Origin of the sequence: Collinsella sp. HCP3S3_E5 (assembly GCF_052067635.1) — a bacterium.
Classification (GTDB): Bacteria; Actinomycetota; Coriobacteriia; order Coriobacteriales; family Coriobacteriaceae; genus Collinsella.
The window spans coordinates 65,256-87,540 of record NZ_JBQHQF010000005.1 but is presented as its reverse complement, the minus strand read 5'-3'; the positions used below and the strand labels follow the sequence as shown (position 1 = coordinate 87,540).

At 59.9% G+C, this 22,285-nt stretch carries 18 protein-coding genes and 3 tRNA genes; 12 read left to right on the top strand and 9 right to left on the bottom strand.

What is annotated here, in order from left to right; translation table 11 throughout:
* Nucleotide 1 precedes the first annotated feature (1 nt).
* Nucleotides 2-1,021, top strand: a complete 1,020-nt coding sequence (locus tag ACTM82_RS02805) for a glycosyltransferase (protein WP_441054009.1) — start codon at nucleotides 2-4, stop codon at nucleotides 1,019-1,021.
* 11 nt (nucleotides 1,022-1,032) lie between these two features.
* On the opposite strand, the gene ACTM82_RS02800 is transcribed toward ACTM82_RS02805, so the two are convergent.
* The 3 genes from ACTM82_RS02800 to ACTM82_RS02790 all read right to left on the bottom strand — a co-directional run bounded on the left by ACTM82_RS02800 (nucleotide 1,033) and on the right by ACTM82_RS02790 (nucleotide 5,251).
* Entirely contained in the window at nucleotides 1,033-2,829 is a 1,797-nt protein-coding gene (locus ACTM82_RS02800; RefSeq protein WP_441054011.1) for an AAA family ATPase, read from the bottom strand.
* Nucleotides 2,830-3,031: 202 nt separating this feature from the next.
* Nucleotides 3,032-4,681, bottom strand: coding sequence for a hypothetical protein (locus tag ACTM82_RS02795; RefSeq protein ID WP_441054013.1), 1,650 nt, complete (start codon nucleotides 4,679-4,681; stop codon nucleotides 3,032-3,034).
* Between the two features lie 138 nt (nucleotides 4,682-4,819).
* Complete coding sequence (locus tag ACTM82_RS02790; protein WP_154518293.1) at nucleotides 4,820-5,251, bottom strand: RrF2 family transcriptional regulator; 432 nt, start codon at nucleotides 5,249-5,251, stop codon at nucleotides 4,820-4,822.
* Between the two features lie 223 nt (nucleotides 5,252-5,474).
* Between ACTM82_RS02790 and sufC the strand changes: the two genes are divergently transcribed.
* Genes sufC through sufU form a run of 5 tightly spaced genes read left to right on the top strand, consistent with a single transcriptional unit; the run spans nucleotide 5,475 to nucleotide 10,828 of the window.
* Complete coding sequence (sufC, locus tag ACTM82_RS02785) at nucleotides 5,475-6,275, top strand: Fe-S cluster assembly ATPase SufC (RefSeq protein WP_427718800.1); 801 nt, start codon at nucleotides 5,475-5,477, stop codon at nucleotides 6,273-6,275.
* A gap of 12 nt (nucleotides 6,276-6,287) precedes the next feature.
* A complete protein-coding gene (sufB, locus tag ACTM82_RS02780) occupies nucleotides 6,288-7,700 on the top strand; it encodes a Fe-S cluster assembly protein SufB (RefSeq protein ID WP_441054015.1) in 1,413 nt (470 codons plus the stop codon).
* Nucleotides 7,700-9,079 carry a SufB/SufD family protein gene (locus tag ACTM82_RS02775; protein ID WP_441054017.1) on the top strand — a complete coding sequence of 460 codons (1,380 nt, stop codon included), beginning with the start codon at nucleotides 7,700-7,702 and terminating at the stop codon, nucleotides 9,077-9,079. Before sufB ends, ACTM82_RS02775 begins: the two co-directional genes overlap by 1 nt.
* A complete protein-coding gene (locus ACTM82_RS02770) occupies nucleotides 9,076-10,401 on the top strand; it encodes an aminotransferase class V-fold PLP-dependent enzyme (RefSeq protein WP_441054019.1) in 1,326 nt (441 codons plus the stop codon). The genes ACTM82_RS02775 and ACTM82_RS02770 overlap by 4 nt, the downstream gene beginning before the upstream one ends.
* The gene (gene sufU / locus ACTM82_RS02765; RefSeq protein WP_441044703.1) at nucleotides 10,394-10,828 is read left to right on the top strand and encodes a Fe-S cluster assembly sulfur transfer protein SufU; all 435 of its coding nucleotides are present in this window, start codon (nucleotides 10,394-10,396) and stop codon (nucleotides 10,826-10,828) included. The genes ACTM82_RS02770 and sufU overlap by 8 nt, the downstream gene beginning before the upstream one ends.
* Before the next feature lie 633 nt (nucleotides 10,829-11,461).
* Here the strand turns inward: sufU and ACTM82_RS02760 are convergent.
* Nucleotides 11,462-12,274, bottom strand: coding sequence for a transposase (locus tag ACTM82_RS02760; protein WP_441044702.1), 813 nt, complete (start codon nucleotides 12,272-12,274; stop codon nucleotides 11,462-11,464).
* 403 nt (nucleotides 12,275-12,677) lie between these two features.
* Between ACTM82_RS02760 and ACTM82_RS02755 the strand changes: the two genes are divergently transcribed.
* From ACTM82_RS02755 to ACTM82_RS02740, 4 genes are all read left to right on the top strand, one after another.
* Nucleotides 12,678-13,412 (top strand): iron-sulfur cluster assembly scaffold protein, encoded by a 735-nt coding sequence (locus ACTM82_RS02755; RefSeq protein ID WP_006235554.1) that lies wholly within the window; start codon nucleotides 12,678-12,680, stop codon nucleotides 13,410-13,412.
* Between the two features lie 18 nt (nucleotides 13,413-13,430).
* Nucleotides 13,431-14,435, top strand: a complete 1,005-nt coding sequence (locus tag ACTM82_RS02750; RefSeq protein ID WP_154518278.1) for a GGGtGRT protein — start codon at nucleotides 13,431-13,433, stop codon at nucleotides 14,433-14,435.
* Nucleotides 14,436-14,926: 491 nt separating this feature from the next.
* Complete coding sequence (locus ACTM82_RS02745) at nucleotides 14,927-16,453, top strand: FAD-dependent oxidoreductase (RefSeq protein WP_441054021.1); 1,527 nt, start codon at nucleotides 14,927-14,929, stop codon at nucleotides 16,451-16,453.
* Between the two features lie 215 nt (nucleotides 16,454-16,668).
* On the top strand, nucleotides 16,669-17,262 hold the full coding sequence (locus ACTM82_RS02740; protein ID WP_441054023.1) for a BRO family protein: 594 nt from the start codon (nucleotides 16,669-16,671) through the stop codon (nucleotides 17,260-17,262).
* Nucleotides 17,263-17,455: 193 nt separating this feature from the next.
* On the opposite strand, the gene ACTM82_RS02735 is transcribed toward ACTM82_RS02740, so the two are convergent.
* The 3 genes from ACTM82_RS02735 to ACTM82_RS02725 all read right to left on the bottom strand — a co-directional run bounded on the left by ACTM82_RS02735 (nucleotide 17,456) and on the right by ACTM82_RS02725 (nucleotide 17,749).
* Nucleotides 17,456-17,531: transfer RNA gene (locus ACTM82_RS02735), tRNA-Lys, on the bottom strand.
* A gap of 43 nt (nucleotides 17,532-17,574) precedes the next feature.
* Nucleotides 17,575-17,650, bottom strand: a tRNA-Lys gene (locus tag ACTM82_RS02730).
* A gap of 22 nt (nucleotides 17,651-17,672) precedes the next feature.
* Nucleotides 17,673-17,749 (bottom strand) — tRNA-His (locus ACTM82_RS02725).
* 165 nt (nucleotides 17,750-17,914) lie between these two features.
* On the opposite strand from ACTM82_RS02725, the gene ACTM82_RS02720 reads away from it, so the two are divergent.
* Complete coding sequence (locus ACTM82_RS02720; protein ID WP_441054025.1) at nucleotides 17,915-19,096, top strand: pyridoxal phosphate-dependent aminotransferase; 1,182 nt, start codon at nucleotides 17,915-17,917, stop codon at nucleotides 19,094-19,096.
* A gap of 140 nt (nucleotides 19,097-19,236) precedes the next feature.
* A complete protein-coding gene (locus ACTM82_RS02715; RefSeq protein WP_441054027.1) occupies nucleotides 19,237-20,127 on the top strand; it encodes an ROK family protein in 891 nt (296 codons plus the stop codon).
* A gap of 113 nt (nucleotides 20,128-20,240) precedes the next feature.
* Here the strand turns inward: ACTM82_RS02715 and ACTM82_RS02710 are convergent, their stop codons facing one another.
* Nucleotides 20,241-20,690: a VanZ family protein gene (locus ACTM82_RS02710; protein ID WP_441054029.1), complete on the bottom strand. Its 450-nt coding sequence runs from the start codon at nucleotides 20,688-20,690 to the stop codon at nucleotides 20,241-20,243.
* A gap of 6 nt (nucleotides 20,691-20,696) precedes the next feature.
* Nucleotides 20,697-22,145, bottom strand: coding sequence for a hypothetical protein (locus tag ACTM82_RS02705; RefSeq protein ID WP_441054031.1), 1,449 nt, complete (start codon nucleotides 22,143-22,145; stop codon nucleotides 20,697-20,699).
* Nucleotides 22,146-22,285: the final 140 nt, after the last annotated feature.

Sequence of the window (22,285 nt, the reverse complement as noted above, 5' to 3'; positions counted from 1 at the left end):
CATGACTTCTACCCTCCCCGCCCCCATCGACAAGCTCGCCATCGTCGTCGTCACGTACAAGCGCCAGGAACTTCTGGCCAACCTGTTCGACTCCATGACCGAGCTCACGGCCGCGCCCTGGCGCATCGTGATTGTCGATAACGAGAATTCGTGCGAGACCAAGGCCATGTGTGCCACATTCAACGAGCGCCTCGCCAACCTGTGGGGCATCGACGCCGATCAGCCCGACGCGCAGGGCGGCACCGACCGCGTCATCTACGCCCCGCAGCTCGAAAACGGCGGCGGTGCGGGCGGCTTCTCCGCCGGCACCAAGTGCGCCTACGATCTGGGCGCCCAGTGGTTTTGGGTGATGGACGACGACGTGCTCGTCATCCCGGAGGGCATTGAGCGCCTGGCCAAGTGGACGGACCGCTACGACGTTATCCAGGGTTCGCGCCTGGACTTTGACGGCGGCGCCTTCTTTTGGCAGTACCAGCTTATCCTTTCGCTTGGCATCCCCAACCCCATCGCTAAGTGGGACCTGGGCCCCGAGGGCTATCGCGCCATGAACCAGTTGTGCTTTGAGGGAGGCCTGTTCTCACGCCGTGTTGTCGACAAGATCGGCCTGCCCGACGCTCGTTTCTTTATCTACGGCGACGACGCCTGCTATGGCTATGTCGCCAGCCAACACTTCCCTGCCGTCGTAGTCGCCGATGTGGTGCTCAAGCGCGCCCGCGCCGTCTCCAACTGGGATATCGCCGGTAAGCGTCAGCTCAATTCCACCAGTGACACCAATCGCTACTACATCATGCGCAATCGCGGCTATTTGGCCCGCTACATGCAGATCTACGGTGATTACCACCCCATTTTGTTCCGTTTGGGCAATGTGGCGACCTTCTGCAAGGAGTTTATCCGCCTTGCCGCCGTCGACAAGTGCTTTAAGACCGGCATTCCGGCGCTGCGCCGTGGCATGAAGGATGCCCGCAAGATCGTACGCGACCCCAACTGGAAGCCCATGCCGCCCATGAAGGAAACCGAGTAAAGCCGGCCCTCCTATAACTTCTGACATGCGACGGCAACTCGTTGCCCATCAAAGCCAAACCCCCAGCGCATGCGGCCCACGGCAGGACGCGGCACGCGAATGTCGTCGAGACCGCTCCGTTCGATATCGAGCAATGCCTGCACTGACAGAAGCTCTAGGCCCAACGCATCGACATCGGGGTCGTACAGCATGCTGACCGAGATCAGCGGGCGGCTATCCAATATGCCAAGTGTATCCGCCGCATCAAAGGTATTGGCGGTCGGAAACACCTGGAAACCCCCAAACTCCGAACCGTGCGCTCGTTTTGTAACAGGGTCGGCATATCCAGGCAACCCAAAACAAAGACCCTGCAGTGCCAAACGAAAAGCCAGTAGCAAATCCGACTCGTCTCCATCGACGCCCAAATCATTAATAATTACGCCCAAAGCTCGCCTAACTGCACGCTCGTCTCCGCGGCAAAGACCCTCTTGGAAATCATTGATAGTCTCGGCACTCTCGGCAGCGCACTCGAACCATTCGATAATCACATGACGCATCGCATACCGGAGCTCGTTATTGGGAAGGCGCAGGGCGCGGGGCAGACTGCCGTCCGCCTGGCGATCAGTCGCATCTGTCGTCAGGAGTCCACTCAAATACAAATCGGTCCAAATACCTTCCGCTGTCCCGGCATCAGGCTTCACGGCGTCCAAGCACAGTGGCGCCTCAACACAGCCATACGGATTAAGCAAATCAAACATTGCCGCAAGCCATCTTAAATCCCAGGCGCCCACAGTCTCGTTCAGACAATCGGCATAGCAACATACATCAAAGCGGGTTGGCGGCAGGCAGCCCCGAGCCAAGAACTCAACCACACGAGCCGGGTTCGAACAATAGAACCCGCCAAACCGGTAGCCTTCGAACCATTCGCGTGCGCAAGCCAGTCTGTCGCTCTGGCCAGTGTAATCTAGCAGCGCCCTGTTTTCGGCATCCGAAAAACCAAAGCGGCGATCGCACCAGCTCGACAAGGGCGAAGCCAAACAATACGGGCAGTTGCGATGCGCAAGTGCCGCCCGTGCGGGGCCGGGTCGCTCCCCCATCAAGCAAACCAGCCGCAAAGAATCGGTCGAGGCGACAATGCCGTCAAAGAGCAGGCGGTCAAGCAACTCGATAAAGCACGAGCCATAGGCGGCCTGCACCTGCATATGATTCGAAAACGCCGCGTCATACCCATCAACCAGCAGCACAACCTGTTCATCACATGCCATACGGAGGAGCTCGATTAACACGCCAAGAGCCGAATCGATCTCATCAGGAGCGGCAACACCGCGCGCTACGCGCTCGATATGGCGCACGTCGCCGCGCGCTAAATCGGGAACTTCCAGCAGCGGCAACAGACGAGCGCACTCACGAGCGACGGCATCGCGCATGGCGGCCTCGGCATCGGCGCCTCGATAGGAGGAAGCAGAAAAATCCAAAGCAATGACCGGATAGCGTGCATACTCATCACGATAGATGCCATCTTCTGCGTCCCATATTTGGCTACCGATGAACAGATTCACGCTCGACGAGCCGGGCACAGGACGCTCCAGATAACATTTGAGCATGGAGAGGTTCATACTCTTGCCAAAACCATGAGGCCGACAACAGAGCGCCACAGTCGATTCGCAATCTAAGATATCGGCAATAAACATGGTCTTATCAACTAAAACACAATGATCGGCGGCATCGGCAAAATCATGAATATCAATCGGCAGAACAGCATTTCCGCCGGGATTGAGCAACTTCACGCCAAAGGTGTTATCAATATCATACATTGCCTGTTCAGACACCGTTTTATCTCCCCTTTTAGAACAACGATGCCATTTTAGCGACCATTTTGATAACAATTTTATTGTTCAACAAATGATTCGGGTAACGGTAGAAATGACTCCATAAGGGGGGCATAACAAAACGATTCGCAACAAATAGGGGTCCGGTGCTATCGCATCGGGCCCCTATTTCAATCCCTAAGGCAAAACACTCGCTGAGAGCCTACTTTTGGGCGTCTTTCTCCGCAGCGTCTTTGTTTTGCTGGTCAAGTTTATACTTACCGCTCACAATAGACGTAGCGCCCAATGTGGCCAAGCTCGCGCTGGCAAGGCTCGCCATCAAAATCAAGTCACCCGTCTTGGGCATGCTGCCCTTAGAGGACTCAGTCGTCGTGGCTGAGGCAGTCACAACCTTGGTCTTACCCTGGTTCTGGTCGGCGCCATCATCAGCCAGGCCCTTGGACCCATTGTCGTCCGTGTGCTTGCCATCCTTATCAAGGCGGGAATCCTTCGATTCCGCACCGTCTGATTCCGTGCCCTTGTCGGAATCAGACCCCTTAGAACCCTCGTCCTTCGAATCGCCCTTAGCATCCTCGGTCTTTTCCGTAGCGCCCTGGTCGGAGCCATCCTTCTTGGAAGACGAGCTGCTGTTGATGTCAACCATCAGCGAGGAGCCAAACATGGAGCCAAGTTGTTCGCTCGCAGAGGGTTTGCCATTCGTCGACGAGTCGCCCGAACCGGCAGTCGATCCACCGGCGGAAGAACCAGACCCTGCCGCAGCATCTGCGGAATTCGAAGGCGAGGCAGACCCCGCGCTGCCGCCCGATGCGACATCGCCATTTCCGTCGCTTGCTCCGGCATCGTATGAAGGAGCATCGACGGTATCCTCGTCAGCACCATTGGTATCGGCACTAGGCCCAGAGGGAGCAACGGGAGCGGCGGGCGCCTGGCTAGGCGCTGGAGTCACGGGCTTGGGCTCAGGCTCGGGTTCAGGCTCGACCGGCGGCGTCGCCGCGGCCTCGTCCTCGGTAATATAGACCAGGCAATCCTTAAGCTCGTTCTTGTAACGGTTCTTCCAGCCCTCGTGATATTGCGGCTGGCTCGAGTACTTACGGGCAACGTTATTGACCACGCTGCTGGAAAGCGCCGTCACAAATTCACGGTCGGTCATATCGTTTGTAAGATTTGCCCAGCGGAAAAAGTCCTGGCAGCCATAGGTGCCGCACATGTTGGTGATGCTCCACACCATACCCTTGACGCAATCGGCGCGGCCAGAGATATCAATACCAAGCGCGCTCTTGAGCCAGGCCTCGGTCACCGCGTAATAGGAGTTGTATGCATATGAATCTTGCAGCGCCGAGAACTCAGCCGGATCGGCGTTATAGGCGCCCTGGAAGGCCTCCTGTGCAATGCGGCCCAGCTCCGTCAGCTGACCGTTCGAATGCATGGGGTTGCTTGCGTTGGAGATATCGCCTCCGCGGTCAATTGCAGACTTAAGCATGCCGTACTTGGCAGGATTGTAGTTATAGACCTGCTTCATAAACGGGACGAGCGACCAGCGTCGGTCAAACTGGTAGTAACCGAGCGCGTTGTAACCATCGCCGTACGAAAAGCCCTGGTTATAGTTGCCGTGGCTCTCATACTTGGTAAAGTACTTCATCTCGCTGGTCACATTGACAAACGAGACGCCTTGGACCGACCTCAGCACGCCCGAGAAAGACTGCTGGGTATAAAGACCCTTATCGATATCGGTGGCATCCGAGGCAACGCCCGGCGTGGGCTCATCCGCAGCAGCGGGCGCGGGCGCGGCAACGGCGCCAAACGAAAGAGCCAGCGTCAATCCGGCAACAATCGCAGAATGCTTGGGCTGCATAAGATCCTCCTTGCATTGGTGTAGTTAAAGTGCAGTTTGCAAAGATAGATTTAAGTATCGCAGCAAGACCGATGTCGTACAACAACAACTCGACAAACGGTAACGCCCTCCGCGAAATCTTGAGGAATTGCGCTCGAGTTACAGCTTGATATCGAAGTTAATCTCGGGCACGGCCGCCAAGTCGGCCAACGTCACGCCGTCGACGTACTTTTCAATCACGTCGTCCAGACCGCGCCAGAACTTCACAGTAGAGCACAGATCGCTGCGAGTGCAGTTGTTATCGATGCCATCGCATGCGACGGGCGCCGTGCTGCCCTCGACGGCGCGCAGTATATCGCCGGCTCGCACCTCGGCCGGGTCCACGGCCATCATGTAGCCGCCGCCCTTGCCGCGCACACTCTTGAGCAGGCCCGCCTTCATAAGCGGACGGACCAGCTGCTCCAAATACTTTTGCGAAATATGCTCGCGGTCGGCAATCTCGCGCAGGGCGATTTTGCCCTCGGCGTCACCGAGCGCCGCGATATAAATCATCAAACGGAGGGCATAGCGGCCCTTAGAAGAAATGAGCATACCTACCCTCCCGGTGCGCTTGAGAAAAAATCATCAGCAGAGTTTGCCCCAGATGCCAAGCGTGTGGGACAGACGATCCCGACTATTATGTCCCACATCTGAAAAGTCGAGTGGATTAGTCGGGTTTTCCCTTGACTAACGCCGAACCCATAGTAACTTTATTCCGAGAAGATTCCTAGGGTTTAGTACACCTATGAGTACACCATAAACAGAGAGGGACAGCATGAGCGCAAATCCGCTGCTTTCCATCGAAGGTCTGACCGCCTCCGTGGACGAGAAGACCATCCTCCACAACGTCAACCTCAACGTCGCCGCCGGCGAGACCCATGTGCTGATGGGACCCAACGGCGCCGGCAAGTCCACCCTCGGCCACTTGGTCATGGGCGACCCCGTCTACACCGTGCAGAACGGGCGCATCGTCTTTGACGGCCAGGACATCACCGAGCTCACCACCGACAAGCGTTCGCGCGCCGGCCTGTTCCTGAGCTTCCAGGCTCCGGTCGAGATTCCGGGCGTGCCGCTGTCGAGCTTTTTGCGCGCCAGCATCGCCGGCCGCCCCGGCCTGGAGATGAAGGGCAAGGAATTCCGCCGTCGCGTCAAGGAGCTCGCGGCCGAGCTCAACATGGATACCGCTTACCTCAACCGCGAGCTGGGCGTAGGCTTCTCGGGCGGCGAGAAAAAGAAGGTCGAGATGCTCCAGCTTCTGCTGCTGCAACCCAAACTCGCCATCCTGGACGAGACCGACTCCGGCCTGGACGTCGACGCCCTGTCCACCGTCAGCCACGGCATGGACGCCTACCGCAAGAGCTGCAACGGTTCCATGCTCATCATCACGCACAACACGCGCATCCTGGAGCACCTGGATGTCGACCGCGTCCACGTTATGGTCAAGGGCCACATCGTGCGCGAGGACGACGCCTCGCTGATCCCCTGGATCGACAAGAACGGCTTTGAGGCCTTCGAACGCGAGGCTGCCGAGCAGCGCGCCCAGGCCGAGGCCGCCGCTGCCGAGCAGCAGGCGTAAAGGGGCGACGCAATGACCAAGAACCGCACCGAGGTCGCGGACATCGACCGCAGCCTCTACGACTTTACCTATGGCGAGGAGGGATTCGAGCGCCTCGACGCCGGCATCACGCCCGACATCGTGCGCGAGATCAGCGCCAAAAAGGACGAGCCGCAGTGGATGCTCGACCTGCGCCTCAAGTCCCTCGAGATCTTCAACCGTTTTCCCGACCCGACGTGGGGCCCCTCCATCGAGGGCCTGGACATGGACAACATCGTCACCTACGTCAAGCCCAACACCGACCAAAAGCACGACTGGGAGTCGGTGCCCGACGATATCAAGAACACCTTTGAGCGCCTGGGCATCCCCGAGGCCGAGCGCAGCTACCTGGCGGGCGTCGGCGCGCAGTACGACTCCGAGCTCGTCTACCACAACATGCAGGACACCGCGTCCAAAATGGGCATCGTCTACTCCGGCATCGAGGAGGCCCTGCACGACCCGCGGTGGGAGCCGCTCATCCACGAGAAGTTTATGACGCTCATCCCGCCCACCGACCACAAGTTTGCGGCCCTGCACGGCGCCGTATGGTCGGGCGGCTCGTTTGTCTACGTGCCCAAGGGCACCAAGCTCGATTTTCCGCTGCAGAGCTACTTCCGCCTCAACGCCAAGGGCGCCGGCCAGTTTGAGCACACGCTCATCATCGTCGAGGACGACGCCGACCTGCACTTTATCGAGGGCTGCTCCGCGCCCAAGTACAACGTGGCCAACCTCCACGCCGGTGCTGTGGAGCTCTTTGTGGGCAAGCGCTCGCACCTGCGCTATTCGACCATCGAGAACTGGTCCAAGAACATGTACAACCTCAACACCAAGCGTGCGCGCGTGGACGAGGACGGCGACATCGAGTGGATCAGCGGCTCCTTCGGCAGCCATGTGGGCTACCTCTACCCCATGAGCGTGCTCAACGGCCGCCGCGCTCGCTCGAGCTTTACCGGCATCACCTTTGCCGGCGCCGGCCAGAACCTCGATACCGGCTGCAAAGTCGTACTCAACGCGCCCGATACCTCGGCAACCGTCGAGACCAAGGGCATCTCCAAGAGCGGCGGCATCCAGACCTTCCGCAGCTCCATCGTGGCCACGCCTAAAGCCGAGGGCTCCAAGGCAACCGTGAGCTGCCAGTCGCTGATGCTCGACGACCAAAGCCGCTCCGATACCATCCCCGCCATGGACATCCGCGCCAAGAATGTCGACATCGGCCACGAGGCCACTATCGGCCGCATCGGCGACGACAAGGTGTTCTATCTGATGAGCCGCGGCATCTCGGAGGAAGAGGCCCGCACCATGATCGTCAACGGCTTTGCCAACCCGGTCTCCAAGGAGCTGCCGCTGGAGTACGCCGTCGAGATGAACAACCTGATCAAGCTCGAGATGGAAGGAGCGATCGGATAATGAATCAGACCACGAACACGCCGAACGCATTTACGTCATCCGAGCTTCTGCAGTGCGACGTATCGGGAGCGACGAGCCCGACGACGCGTACTAAAGGTACGCGAGGAGGGTCGGAGCCCCGAGACGGCGTGCTGCAGGAGATCGGGGGCGTCAACGCGATGCCGGCCGCCACTTGGGGTTGGCTCAAGATGAACCAAACCAAGCTCGAGCTTTCGGACGAACTTGCCTCCGCTCCCGCCGAGGCCGTTGAGGTCGAAGGCCTGGACGAGCAGATCCATGGCGCGGCCGAAGCCTTCGACGCCGCCATGGAGGCCATGGCCGAGCGCTTCCCCGAGCGCCGCGCCTCTGCCCCCGGCGATGCCGCCGACCGCGCCCGCATCACACCCGAGACCGAGCTCGACGTGCCTGCCACTTCCGTCTACCAGGCCGGCGCTATCAAGCTCGAGGAGGAGCTCTCCCCCGCCGAGGCCTTCGAGACCGGCATGGGCGAGGCCGCCTACACCTATCTGGCCGACCATGCCACCAAGCGCATCGTCATCGATGTGCCCGCCTACGGCCGTGCCACGGTCACCGTGCGCGTGAGTGGCGTCGACGCCGCGGCTGCGATTGCCGCCATCGATGTCGTCGCCCGCCCGCAGGCAACGCTCGACCTGCAGATCGCCCTGGACTCCCCCGTTGCCGGCGAAGGCGTCGTGGGCTCCGTGCTGCGTGTGTGTGCCCACGAGTACGCCACCGTCAACGTTGCCTGTACGCAGACGCTCGACGACAGCTGGATCGCGCTCGACGACACCGGCCTGTTCCTGGACGAGGGCGCACGCGTCAACGTGCAGCACACCGTACTGGGTGCCGGCGCCAGCGCCACCGGCCTTGCCGGCGACCTGCTGGGCGACACCGCCAAGGTTACGATCGATACCGATTACCTGGGCGCCCGCCAGCAGGTGCGCGACTTTAACTACGAGCTGCGCCACCGCGGCCGCAAGACCGAGTGCGAGATCGACGCCAACGGTGTACTGACCGGCACGTCCAAGAAGGTCTACCGCGGCACTATCGATCTCGTGCACGGCTGCAAGGGTGCCGTCGGCACCGAGCGCGAGACGGTGCTCTTGGCCAACAAGGGCGTCGACAACAAGACCGTTCCCGTCATCCTCTGCGACGAGGACGACGTCGCCGGCAACCATGGCGCCACAATCGGCCACGTCCGCGACGAGCAGCTGTTCTACCTCGCCTGCCGCGGCCTTGACCAAAATGCCGCCGAGGACCTGTTCATCCGTGCCAAGCTGGAGGACGCCGCACTTTCCGCCGCCGACGAGCGCATCCGCGCCGCCGTCGTCCGCTTGGGCAATAACCTGATCGATAACTTTGAGGAGGAGCTCGCATGATTGACACCGAGCACGTTAAATGCGATACCTGTACTGCCCCCGAGCCCATGGAATTCGACGCCAGCGACGAGGCCTCGCGCGGCTGGCCTACCGTCGACATCGAGACCAACCCCTACAAGGCGCAGTTCCCGCTGTTCCAACAGCACCCCGAGATCGCCTTCCTCGATAGTGCCGCCACCGCGCAGCGCCCCGCCTGTGTGCTCGACGCCGAGCGCGATTTCTACCAGCGCATGAACGCCAACCCCCTGCGCGGCCTGTACTCGCTGTCCGTCGAGGCCACCGAGGCCATCGCGAAGGTGCGCCAGCAGATCGCCGACCTCATCGGCGCCTCCCAGGCTAATGAGATCGTCTTCACCCGCAACACGAGCGAGTCGCTCAACCTGGTCGCCAAGAGCTTTGCGCCCACGGTGCTCGAGCCCGGTGACGAGGTCGTCATCACCATCATGGAGCACCACTCCAACCTGATTCCGTGGCAGCAGGTCTGCCGCGAGACCGGCGCCAAGCTCGTCTACCTCTACCCCACCAAGACCGGTCAGCTCACGACTGAGGAGGTTCTATCCAAGGTGGGCCCCAAGACCAAGATTCTGGCCGTGGGTCAGATCTCTAACGTGCTGGGCGTCGAGAACCCGGTCAAGAATCTCGGCAAGCTCGTGCACAAGTACGGCGGCTATCTGGTCGTCGACGGCGCGCAGTCGCTGCCGCACATGCCGGTCAACGTGGCCGATCTGGGCGCCGACTTCTTTGCCTTTAGCGCGCACAAGGCCATGGGCCCCATGGGCATCGGCGTGCTGTGGGGCAAGATGGATCTGCTCAACGCCATGCCGCCCATGCTTACCGGTGGCGAGATGATCGATTCGGTCACCGAGCAGGACGCCGTCTGGGCGCCCGTCCCCGAGAAGTTCGAGGCCGGTACGCAGGACGCCGCCGGTATCTTCGCCACGGGCGCGGCGCTTGATTACCTGGTCAACACGGTGGGCTACGAAAACATCCAGGCCCGTGAGCAGGCACTCGTCCACTACCTGATGGGCGAGCTCATGCAGCTCGACTTTGTCCAGATCATCGGCTCCATCTATTGGGACAACCACCACGGAGTCGTGAGCTTTAACGTCAAGGGCATCCACCCTCACGACGTCGCGAGCATCATGGACATGGACGGCGTCTGCATCCGTGCCGGTCACCACTGCGCGCAGCCGCTGCTCACCTGGCTGGGCGTCGAGAACCTTGCCTGCTGCCGCGCCAGCGTGGCCTTCTACAACGACAAGGCCGATATCGATAAGTTCATCGCCGGCCTGTATCACGTTTGGAGTACGTTCAATGGGTAATCTGTACACCTCCACCACGTTTATGGAGCACAACTCCCACCCCGACTACAAGTACGAGATGGATGCCCCCACGCACGAACACGACGGCATCAACCCCAGCTGCGGCGATGAGCTCACCCTGCAGCTGCGTGTCGAGAACGATGTAATCGAGGAGGCTTCCTTTACCGGGCACGGCTGCGCCATCAGCCAGGCCAGCGCCGACATCATGGCCGACCTCATCACGGGCGAAACGGTCGAGGAGGCTCGTCGTCTGGCAGAGCTTTTCCTCGCCATGATCCGTGGCGAGGAGCTCTCCGAGGAAGACTTGGAAGACCTAGACGAGGCCGCTCAGCTCCAGGACATCTCACACATGCCCGCCCGCGTCAAATGCGCCGAACTCGCCTGGCGCACCCTCGACGGCATGCTCGAGGGTCAGGCTAACCAGTAACGGATGCCCCGAATCCAAGGTTTTTGATTGCCGAGCCGCCCGATACGGGCGGCTCGGCTTTTTCATAACGAGCGCACGCGCAGCCACGCTTCCGGCGCCCAATCTGTCATTTATCGCACGGCCAACCGCAAGCACAAGCGTTTTTCACAGTACATAAGGCTTGCCACAGGGCCACGGGGCACGCCGAGCAAAGCGCCAGGCACCGTCCTACTAGGCTCCGGCTCGCCTCCTGCCTGCCGCAGACGGGTCCCATAGGGTGCGGCGTGCATTTTTGCGAGTATTCAGCACGCCAAGCTATGTGCATACAAATCACGAGCATAAATTAGCGCCTTCGGGCGCGTATATATTGCGTTTTAGAACAGGCATTACGGTCTACGGGGACGCAAACGCGTGCTTCGGGGCGTATTGGCAGACAAATAATTGTCTCGGGGCCCGCAAGTTGCAAGGTTATAGCAGTTCCGACAGCACTACGATGCTGAAAACTCCGCTTTTTGCACGGCGTGGACGGGGGTAGGCACGGGCAAAACCGGACTGAGCTATTGTTTTATGCAAGACGGCAATCATTCTATGCATATTTAGAAGTGTAGTTAACGTCCAAGCATTTAGAATGATGGTCCCAGTGGGCAGACAGCCCTATCCCAGGCTGTCATCAGTCCGCACCGCCGTTCGAGCACGGGCGCGCACAATACGAGAAGCGGTGCTTTTGCTTATCCCCGTATACCGCTCAATTTGGCGCACCGTAAAACCAGCATCGTGCAAGCCAAGAATAACGATATTGCGCTGCGCCGGCGGCGCCGCTTTAACCCTCTGGAGCGCAACCCCGAATCCCTTCGCCAACTCATCGGCAAAGACGCGCCGCTCCAACTCCATCTCTACCAAATCGCGCATCGCCGGATCGCCGCCGTCGGGCGTCGAAAGCGAATAGGCAATAAAGGCTTTGGCAGAACCAAAAAGCTCAAGCACGCAAGAAGGATCGGAAAATCCCCTCGTAGCATCTGCCTCGTCACCGTCGTAAACGCGCAGATGCTCCGCAAAGCTGCTCCAGGGATAACGCTCAATTAGGTTGATGCCCGCATCCTGCGGATCGGCGTGAACGGAGCGAACAGCCTCCATCACCTGCCGGTCGGTATCGAGCGAACAGCGCTCAAAACGTTCCCGGAACAGGCAGCCCGATCGCCCGGTACGCTTATTGAACCGACGAGCATACGTCAACAGCAGGCGTTGCATGGCTGCACTCATGTTGTCCTCATAATCCAGAAGTACCAGATCCACATGGTCGCCCATGAGGCACCACGCCACAATCGTTACCTGGGCATCGCGGCAGCAGTCGCGCATCAGCTCCAAAAACTCCCACCGGTCCTCGTCGCTCTCAAAGATCAGCTGACTGCCCATACCGCGGGCACAGACATGGTAAAAACCGGTGATCGTTTTCCAAACACGCTGCATGGCGCTCCCTTCGCCGGGACCTGCTTACCGTCCAATACATCACGATTGAAACGTGCCATCAAAACATTCACGCAAAATGGCACCCGTCGACGGTAAAAGGCGGCACACCGACGGCGAATGGCATCATAACCACAGGCTAGACACCGCAACAGGGGCAAGAACTAACCAATAACTTGACCAGAACTGACCCCCTAAAACGTATCGCATAACCGCAACCAAGCTTGTTAAATCGTTTCAATTGAAAGTTCCGCGCTTCTCGTTACGAAAACTGCGCCGTTCGCCGAATATTCCGTGCATTTCGCGGTATTATAGGGGCTGCATGTCATGTCCCTTTCGAAGGGTCGCCCGGCAATCACCAGCCACGACCTCCAGACGGGACGCCAATACGATAGAGAGGAGAGGCATGCAGTACTCACAGGAAGTGGAGAACATGTGCCCCGTTGCCAAGGGTGCATACCACGGCCCCGCACCCATCCCCGAGGAGGGCAAGTGGGTCCAGGCTAAGGAGATTTCCGACATCTCCGGTCTTACGCACGGTGTGGGTTGGTGCGCACCTCAGCAGGGCGCCTGCAAGCTCACGCTGAACGTCAAGGACGGCATCATCGAGGAGGCCCTCGTTGAGACCATCGGCTGCTCGGGCATGACCCACTCTGCTGCCATGGCTTCCGAGATCCTTCCCGGCAAGACCATCCTCGAGGCCCTCAACACCGACCTCGTCTGCGACGCCATCAACGTTGCTATGCGCGAGATCTTCCTGCAGATCGTTTACGGCCGCAGCCAGACCGCGTTCTCCGAGGGCGGCCTGCCCGTGGGCGCCTCCCTCGACGACCTCGGCAAGGGCCTTCGCTCTCAGGTCGGCACCATGTTCGGCACCAAGGCCAAGGGCGCTCGTTACCTCGAGCTCGCTCAGGGCTACGTCACCCGCATGGCTCTCAACGACAAGAACGAGATCATCGCGTTCGAGTTCCTGAACCTCGGCAAGTTCACCGACGCCGTCAAGGCCGGCAAGACCCCCGAGGAGGCCATCGCTGGCGCCATGGGCCACTATGGTCAGTGGGAGAACGCTGCCAAGTACATCGACCCGCGCACCGACGAGGAGACTCACTCCGTCGCCAGCGTGTTCCCGGTTCACGAGTAGAAAGGGAGGGAAATAACTATGACTGTTACGTTCGAAGGTTACGAGCGCCGCGCTGACAAGATCAACAAGTGCCTCGCCGACAACGGCATCGCCTCCCTCGAGGAAGCTCTGCAGATCTGCACCGACAAGGGCTTCAACCCGCGTGAGATCGTCAACAACACCCAGTCCATCGCCTTCCAGAACGCCGAGTGGGCCTACACCCTCGGCTGCGCTCTCGCTGTCAAGCGTGGCGCCAAGAACGCTTCTGAGGCTGCCGCCATCATCGGCGAGGGCATCCAGGCCTTCACCGTTCCCGGCTCCGTCGCCGAGGACCGCAAGGTCGGTCTGGGTCACGGCAACCTGGGCGCTATGCTGCTCTCCGACGACACCGAGTGCTTCGCCTTCCTGGCCGGCCACGAGTCCTTCGCTGCCGCTGAGGGCGCTATCGGCCTGGCTCTGAACGCCAACAAGGCTCGTAAGAAGCCGCTGCGCGTTATCCTCAACGGTCTGGGCAAGGACGCCGCCCAGATCATCGCCCGCATCAACGGCTTCACCTACGTGAAGACCCAGTTCGACTACTACACGGGCGAGCTCAAGGTCGTCGAGACCATCCCCTACTCCGATGGTCCCCGTGCTGCCGTTAACTGCTACGGCTCCGACGACGTCCGTGAGGGCGTTGCCATCATGTGGCACGAGAACGTCGACATCTCGATCACCGGTAACTCCACCAACCCCACGCGCTTCCAGCACCCCGTCGCTGGCACCTACAAGAAGGAGCGCATCGAGGCTGGCAAGAAGTACTTCTCCGTCGCCTCTGGTGGCGGCACTGGCCGTACCCTGCACCCGGACAACATGGGCGCCGGCCCTGCCTCTTACGGCATGACCGACACCATGGGCCGTATGCACTCCGACGCCCAGTTCGCCGGTTCTTCCTCCGTGCCTGCGCACGTCGACATGATGGGTCTCATCGGCATGGGCAACAACCCCATGGTCGGTGCCACCGTCGCCTGCGCTGTCGCCGTCGAGGAGGCCCTCAAGGCCTAATCGCGCCCGCGCGATGCTCATATAGTTGAGCTTCGGAGCCGCTATCCACCCGGGTAGCGGCTCTTTTTTATTCCAAAACAGCCAATCGCTTTGGATTGCTCCACGAAAACGGCCCATCTACTACGTTTAACCCGCGCAGCTCGACCATAACCGGGTTTTTTGAAAATCAATAAGCCGTCTACCTGCGGTTTTAATTTTGTAATTCTCGGTATGGTTGGGGGTGACCGCTCAGACGTAGTAGATAGGCCCATTTCGTGGCGAGCGGATCGACCCGAGGCGCAGGACAGCTCGTAAAGCCCCGTCTCAAATTGACTACTCCAAAATAAATGTCCGATATATCAGTTGCAGCGAAATATGAGATGCCCGGAGACGAAGCCAGCGAATGCGTATGACGCCCACCTGCCATATTCGCCCTTTACCGAATAGCGCGGCCTTTGCATCGCATTAGTCGATCACCCATGCGAAAATGCGCCGGACGAGAAAGGAATCCCATGGAATCGACTGATGTACTGGTAATAGGATCTGGCATTGCGGGCCTTTGTGCCGCCATAGAAGCGGCGCGCGCGGGCACGACCGTTGCCGTCGCAAGCGCCGGCAAGACCATGAGCGGATCGAGCTTTTTCCCGGGCACCTGGGGCCTAGGTCTCATCGGTCCCGTTAACGAAGACGACGAACAGGATCTCATCGACACCATCCAAGCCGTCGGCTGCGGCGTCGCCGACCCTACGCTCGTCCAGACGTTCGTCCACGGCATTCCCCGGGCAATTACATGGCTCGAACGGGAGCTGGGTGTTGAACTCCAACGTCCGCAAAGTGCCGAGAGCGCCCAGCAAAAGCAATTTATCCCCTGCTTTGACCATAAGACACGCAAATGGCGCGGCCTCACTCGCAAGCCCCTTGAGGACGCGTGTGCGGCCCAGATCGAGTCTCTCGACATTCGCCTGCTTCCCCGCCACGAGCTTATCGACCTTATTGAGGACACGCCCGGAAAGATTGTCGGCGCCACGCTCTACGACCGCACAAACGAGCATCTCGTGCCTATGGCAGCCAAGGCCACTATCATCGCTGCGGGCGGCACGGGTGGCCTGTTCGAGCGAAGCCTCACTTCCGCCGACGTGCTCAGCTCCTCGCAGGCCATCGCGCTGGCACACGGCGCAACGCTCACTAATATAGAGTTCATGCAGATGATGCCGGGCTTCATCGAGCCCAAGCGCAACCTTGTCTTTAACGAGAAGACCTGGCGCTACGTACATGTAGACCAGCCGGTCGATATCGCCGACGACAAGCTGGACGATCTGCTTGAGCAACGCTCCGGATATGGCCCCTTCACTTCGCGCTTGGCCTCCCGCGCCATCGATCTTGCCATCGATCAAGCGGGTGCCGAAGGTCTGGCGCTCCACTACGACTTCCCCCGCGAGGACGTCCCCGAGTTTGTGCAGACCTTTGCCACCTGGCTACAAGACGAGCACGGCATCGCGCCGACCGACGAGATGCATGTGGCGATGTATGCCCACGCCGCCAATGGCGGCATCAAAATCGACAAGACCGCATACACGGGCGTTGAGGGCCTCTATGCCTGCGGCGAGGCGACAGGCGGCATGCACGGGTCCGATCGCATTGGTGGCCTGTCAAGCGCCAACGGCATCGTGTTTGGGCGCATCGCAGGCGCCTCGGCAGCCCAAGCAGCACAGAATGCACCTGAGGTGGCCCCAAAGGCGGATGTCGCCCTCCCCCAGCATGGCATTGCCACAACAGACGCCGAGCGCCTGACCCGCGGCCTTAAGCACACGATGAGTACCTATTGCATGATCAACCGCACCGAAGGGGGCCTATCCAAGGCACTACACGAGCTTGAGGGCTTGAAGACGGAGGCAACGACCTTGAGCACACAGAAAGCTCAGGACAGCGAAATCGCAGCCCTCGCCCGCCTGCAATCGCAGATTCAACTAGCACAGGAAATGGTCAAAGCCATGCGCAAACGGACCGAAAGCCTCGGATCGCACTATCGAGCGGACTAAACTGGACACCCATCTAAAGCAGAACACAACTAATCGATATCTATGGGCCCCGTGAGCTCGAGGTGGCACGGGGTCCATTCGTGCCCGCACGGCAGCGTATCCTTATTCTGAATACAGAGCAGGCAAAGCCCGCACAGACAATAGACCAGCGGGGAGGAGATATGGACAGTCGTGATATCGAGAAGTGACGTGTCAAACTTGATAGCTACGCCAATGTGGAAGACGGCGTTGAGTATTGGCTCGCACGCGATTTAATGGAACCCATGGGGTACACTCGATGGGAGAACTTCGCCGAAGTTGTTAAGAGGGCAAAAGTCTCGTGCGAAACAAACAAAACTCCAGTTGATTCCCATTTTCGTGATACCACGAAAATGGTAACAGCCGGTGTCGCCGCTCGCGCGGTTAAAGACTACAAACTTACTCGCTATGCATGCTATTTAATCGCACAGAACGGAGATTCAAACAAGCCAGAGATCGCGCTCGCCCAAGCATACTTTGCCGTGCAGACGCGCCGCCAAGAGCTCATAGAGCAACGCTTCGCAGAGATTCAGCGCTTGCAGGCGCGCCACTCGCTATCCGATTCAGAGAAACAGCTCTCGGGTATTGCGTTCAAACGCGGCGTGGACTCCAAAGGATTCGCGATCATCAAGTCGAAGGGCGATGAAGCGTTATTCGGCGGCAGAAGCACGGCGGAAATGAAGCAGCAGCTCGGCGTACCCAAGAGGGCAGGCTCGACGTGTAAAGCGTCTGTGCCCTTTCGGGTTCGACCCCATGCGAGGTCAACAAAAAAGACGGCCAACTTTCGCTGACCGTCTTAACATGCTTTGGTGGGCCGTCAGGGGGTCAGCCTGCTGCGCAGGCGGCCGCTGCGGCGCTTCGCGCCTTGCGCGCTGCGCTGGTAAATGCTCACGCATTTCCTCAGCTCCGCGCCCTTTCGGGTTCGACCCCATGCGAGGTCAACAAAAAAAGCGACTAGCCGAAGCCAGTCGCTTTAACATGCTTTGGTGGGCCGTCAGGGGGTCGAACCCTGGACCTTGGGATTAAGAGTCCCCTGCTCTACCAACTGAGCTAACGACCCAAAGCTAAAGTCCGTAGTGGCGGACTTTAGAGGAGATATCGTGTGGTGGGCCGTCAGGGGGTCGAACCCTGGACCTTGGGATTAAGAGTCCCCTGCTCTACCAACTGAGCTAACGACCCGATATCAACACGAAGCAAGAACTGGGGTGGGTAAAGGGACTCGAACCCTCGACCTACGGGACCACAACCCGTCGCTCTAGCCAACTGAGCTACACCCACCGTGTCCTGTGCGCTTCGCGCTCGACTATTATTGCAAGGAACGCCACGCGACGCAAGCCCCAATTTTCAAGAATTTTGAAAAGAGTTTTTCGGATCCATTTCGAGCAAATCCCACCGGTTCCACAGGAGTAAACTTGCCCCACCCCGATGTTCGAAAGGACAAGCATGAAAGAACTCTCCGATCGCACGGCAACGTTTACCGATTCGGTCATCCGCCGCATGACGCGCATCTCCGATATGTACGGCGCCGTCAACCTCTCGCAGGGCTTCCCCGACTTTGATCCCCCAGCGCAGCTGCTCAAGAGCCTGGGCACCATCGCCACCGATCCCAAACCGCTCTACCACCAGTACTCCATCACCTGGGGCTCCCAGGCCATGCGCGAGGCGCTTGCCGCCAAACAGGAGCACTTTATGGGCATACCGATCGACCCCAACCAGAACATCGTGGTCACTTGCGGCTCCACCGAGGCCATGATGGCTGCCATGATGACGGTCACCAACCCCGGCGACAAGGTCGTCATCTTCTCGCCCTTCTACGAGAACTACGGCGCCGACACAATCCTTTCGGGTGCCGAGCCCATCTACGTGCCGCTCAACCCGCCCACATTCGACTTTGACCGCGAGACACTCGAGGCTGCCTTCCGCGACAACGACCCCAAGGCCATCGTCCTGTGCAACCCTTCCAATCCCTGCGGTAAGGTCTTTACGCGCGATGAGCTCACCTTTATCGCCGATCTCTGCAAAAAGTACGACGCCTACTGCATCACCGACGAGGTGTACGAGCACATCGTCTACGCGCCCCACGAGCACGTCTATATGGCCACGCTGCCCGGCATGTTCGAGCGCACCATCAGCTGCAGTTCGCTGTCCAAGACGTACTCCATCACCGGCTGGCGTCTGGGTTACACCATCGCCCCGGCCCAGATTACCGAGCGCATCAAGAAGGTCCACGACTTCCTCACTGTGGGTGCCGCCGCCCCCCTGCAGGAAGCCGTCGTCACCGCCCTCAACTTCGACGACAGCTATTACCAGGAGGTCCTCGATCTCTACACAGCCAAGCGCGATCTGTTCTGTCAGGGGCTCGATAGCATCGGTCTTGAGCATAACGTGCCGCAGGGCGCCTACTACGTCATGATGGACATCTCTGAGTTTGGCTATGACAGCGACCTCGACTTCTGCGAGGACCTCGCGTCTAAGGTGGGCGTGGGCGCCGTGCCCGGATCGAGCTTCTTCCGGGAGCCCGTCAACCATCTGATTCGCCTCCACTTTGCCAAGCGAGACGAGACGCTTAACGCGGCGCTGGAGAACCTCAAGTCGCTACGTGATAAAATCAAGCCGCGCGGGTAAGGACGGCCCGGCAACTAAAGCACCCAAAGAAGCCCCGCACCGCACGCGCGTTGTGGGGCTTCTTTTTATAGCGCTTTCTTAATTTGTTTAAAGCGCTATACTTTAGTCACGGAGCAACTCGTCCCAGGGAGAGGAATACTATGGCAGAGCAGCAGCTTATCGGAGCGCTCGAGGCCGGCGGCACCAAGATGGTCTGTGCCACGGGCTATGCAGACGGTACGGTTCTGGAGCGTGAGCAGATCGCAACCACGACCCCGCAGGAGACCGTTGAGGCCGTCAACGCATGGTTTGCAAACAAGGGCATCGCCGCGCTGGGCATCGGCGCCTTTGGCCCCACTGCAGTCAACCCTGCCTCGCCCCAATACGGCAAGGTCTTGGAGACGCCCAAGACGGCATGGCGCTACTTTGACCTGCTGGGCACCATCCAAAACGAGCTCAATATTCCCTGTGGCTACGACACCGACGTCAACGTCGCCTGCCTGGGCGAGGTCACCTTTGGTTGCGCCCAGGGCCTCACCGACGTGGTGTATCTGACCATCGGTACCGGTGTGGGCGCCGGCGTGCTCTCGGGCGGCCAGCTCGTGCACGGCATGATGCATCCCGAGGCCGGTCACATCCTGGTCACGCGCGACCCGCGCGACACCATCGGCGAGCACAGCGGCTGCCCCTTCCACGACAACTGCCTCGAGGGCCTCATCGCCGGCCCCGGCATTAAAAAGCGCTGGGATGGCAAAAGCGCCGGAGACATGGCCGATGACCCGGAGGCCATGGACCTGCTCGCAGGCTATCTGGCACAGGCGCTCATGACCTACACGCTGTGCTATGCGCCGCAAAAGATCATCATCGGCGGCGGCGTGGCCGACCACACCCCCATCGTGCCGCTCGCCCGCAAAAAGTGCGCCGAGATGCTCAACGGCTATATCGTCACGCCCGAGGTCAACGACATCGATACCTACATTGTCAACAACAGCCTCGAGAGTAAGCAGGGCATCATGGGCTGTCTGGCCCTTGGCGCACAGGCGCTCCAGTAAAGGGTGCACCAACGACACACGGTATCGCCGGGCTCGTATAACGCGCAGACAACGCTATCGCGCCCTGCAGGGCCCCCAAACGCACAAGGCCGCCTAGGACCAAGCAAAACGTCCTAGGCGGCCTTTTTGGTGCATACAAGCGATCGGAGGAGATATCGGAGCACGACGCCGGTAGCCGCTCCGCAGCAGTCAATCATCACGTCGGTAATCATGCCGGCGCGTCCCGGCACAAATAACTGAATCGTCTCGTCGATTGAGGGGACCAGCAACAGAAAAACCACCGTGGAAAGCAGTCTGTCAAAAGTGCGTCGACCCTCGATATCAAAGGCATGTGTCACCAAAACACCGAGCACCATATACTCGGTAAAGTGTGCGCACTTGCGGACGACAAAGTTGGTTACCCATTCATACGGCAGGCTCAAGCTATGCAAAAACCCGCGGACGTCCTCCATGATCGCCAAGCTCAGTGAGCCGGACCCCGTGCCGGGAACCAGTGAATTGCCCCAGATCAGCAACACCATGGCGCAGGCCGCAACCGCCCACTTACGATCGATCTTAATCATGCAGAACTAGGCCTCGGCACGAAGCGGCGTAAAACTGGCGGTACCGCCCTCGATAACACTCAAATAGGCACGGCCCGTACGCTTGGCGGTAGAGGACTGCAGGCGCTCGATCTCTTCCTCAAGGATCTGATTGACGCGCTCGTGGCGACGGTTTTCCATAACGCCGGCGGCGATAGCCTCGGCGCGCTCGATACTCTCGCGCGAGATACGCGCGGTATCCTCGGGAAACACGGAGCTGTGGCGGCCGACATAGACGGGAGCAACAGACACAGGTGAGGCTGCAGGCGTGGGCATCGGCGCGGGGGCGGGCTCGGCGACCTCGGCCATGATCGCCATGGCGGCGGCCCACATGTCCTCGTGGCCCGAATAATCGGCCATGGGGATATCTTCCTCGAGGGAGGCATCGGGGAGACTGTCGGTATCCACGCGATTCTGGGCATCGATAGAGGCAGTGATGGCGGCGGGCTCGTCCAAATCGGCGAGATCCACACCCTTGGCATCGGAAATGATGGGCATGCTGGCGAGCTTGGCGTTGTACGGCACCGCATCCCGCGCCTGCATTTGGGCCGAAGCGCCCCAAAGCGAGCTTTCGGCAGCACGACGAGCGGCGATGGTCTCCTCGTCGACAACCAGGGGCTCATCGGAAAAGGGGTCGGCGACAGGAGCCGGCTGAGCTGCGCCCTGCTGGCCGGTCGAAGCGGCCGCCGCGGCAGAGGTGTACGCAGCCGACGAAGCACCGTTATAGGCGGCATTGTTGGCAGCGTTGGCCACAAGCGCCACGAAAGCTGCAGTGCTGCCCGCAGGGGCGGCATGAGAGCCCGAGACGGCACGTGCGGCAGCAGCGATGTCGTCGCGGTTATAGGAGCCAGTCTTTTCACCGTTTGTGAGCTCGTCAATTGCGACCTGGTAGATATCGCGCGAGCGAGCGGGATCGCAGCTAACCGGCGAATCGTCGTCGAGCATGCTATCGATCATAGCCCAGGCATCGGCCTCGTCCATGGCGTTGGCGGCACGGGCGATGGTCGGAACGCCATCATCGGCATGACGGCGCTGAAACGCGCCGGTTAGACCGGAGAGAAGCGAAGAGGATTGACCCTGCTCGTCCAAAGTGACAGGAGCAGCAGCCCGGGGAGCAGCCTCATCCTGCTGAACGGGAATAGAGGCGGTCTTGAACTCGTTGTAGGTCCGACTAAACTGAGCGGCGCCGCCCACGGCATCGGGCTCAAACAGGCGGCCATCGTGCTCCGCACGATACTCAGAGATACCCAGCGAGGCGGCATAGATACCCACGCCGGCCACTGCGCCCACGGCAAAGGGAACAGCACCCGCGACGACCGTCTCGTTGATTGACGAAAACGGCAGTGTAGCGGCATACACGACCACGGGTGCGGCAAGGCCGATCCCGCAGGAAAGTCCGGCAAGGACTGCTCGTTGTGTTGCATCAGAAGAAGCCATGAGCTCTCCCCATCTTCCAGCACCCAAATCGCATCATTCAGTTGGCTGCGCGAGAGAAGATGAAGCGGGGCTATGCCCCAAAGCAACGGTATAAGGTTCGTTTCATCTGCGTTTTCCGTCGCGAAGCTTAACTGCTATTA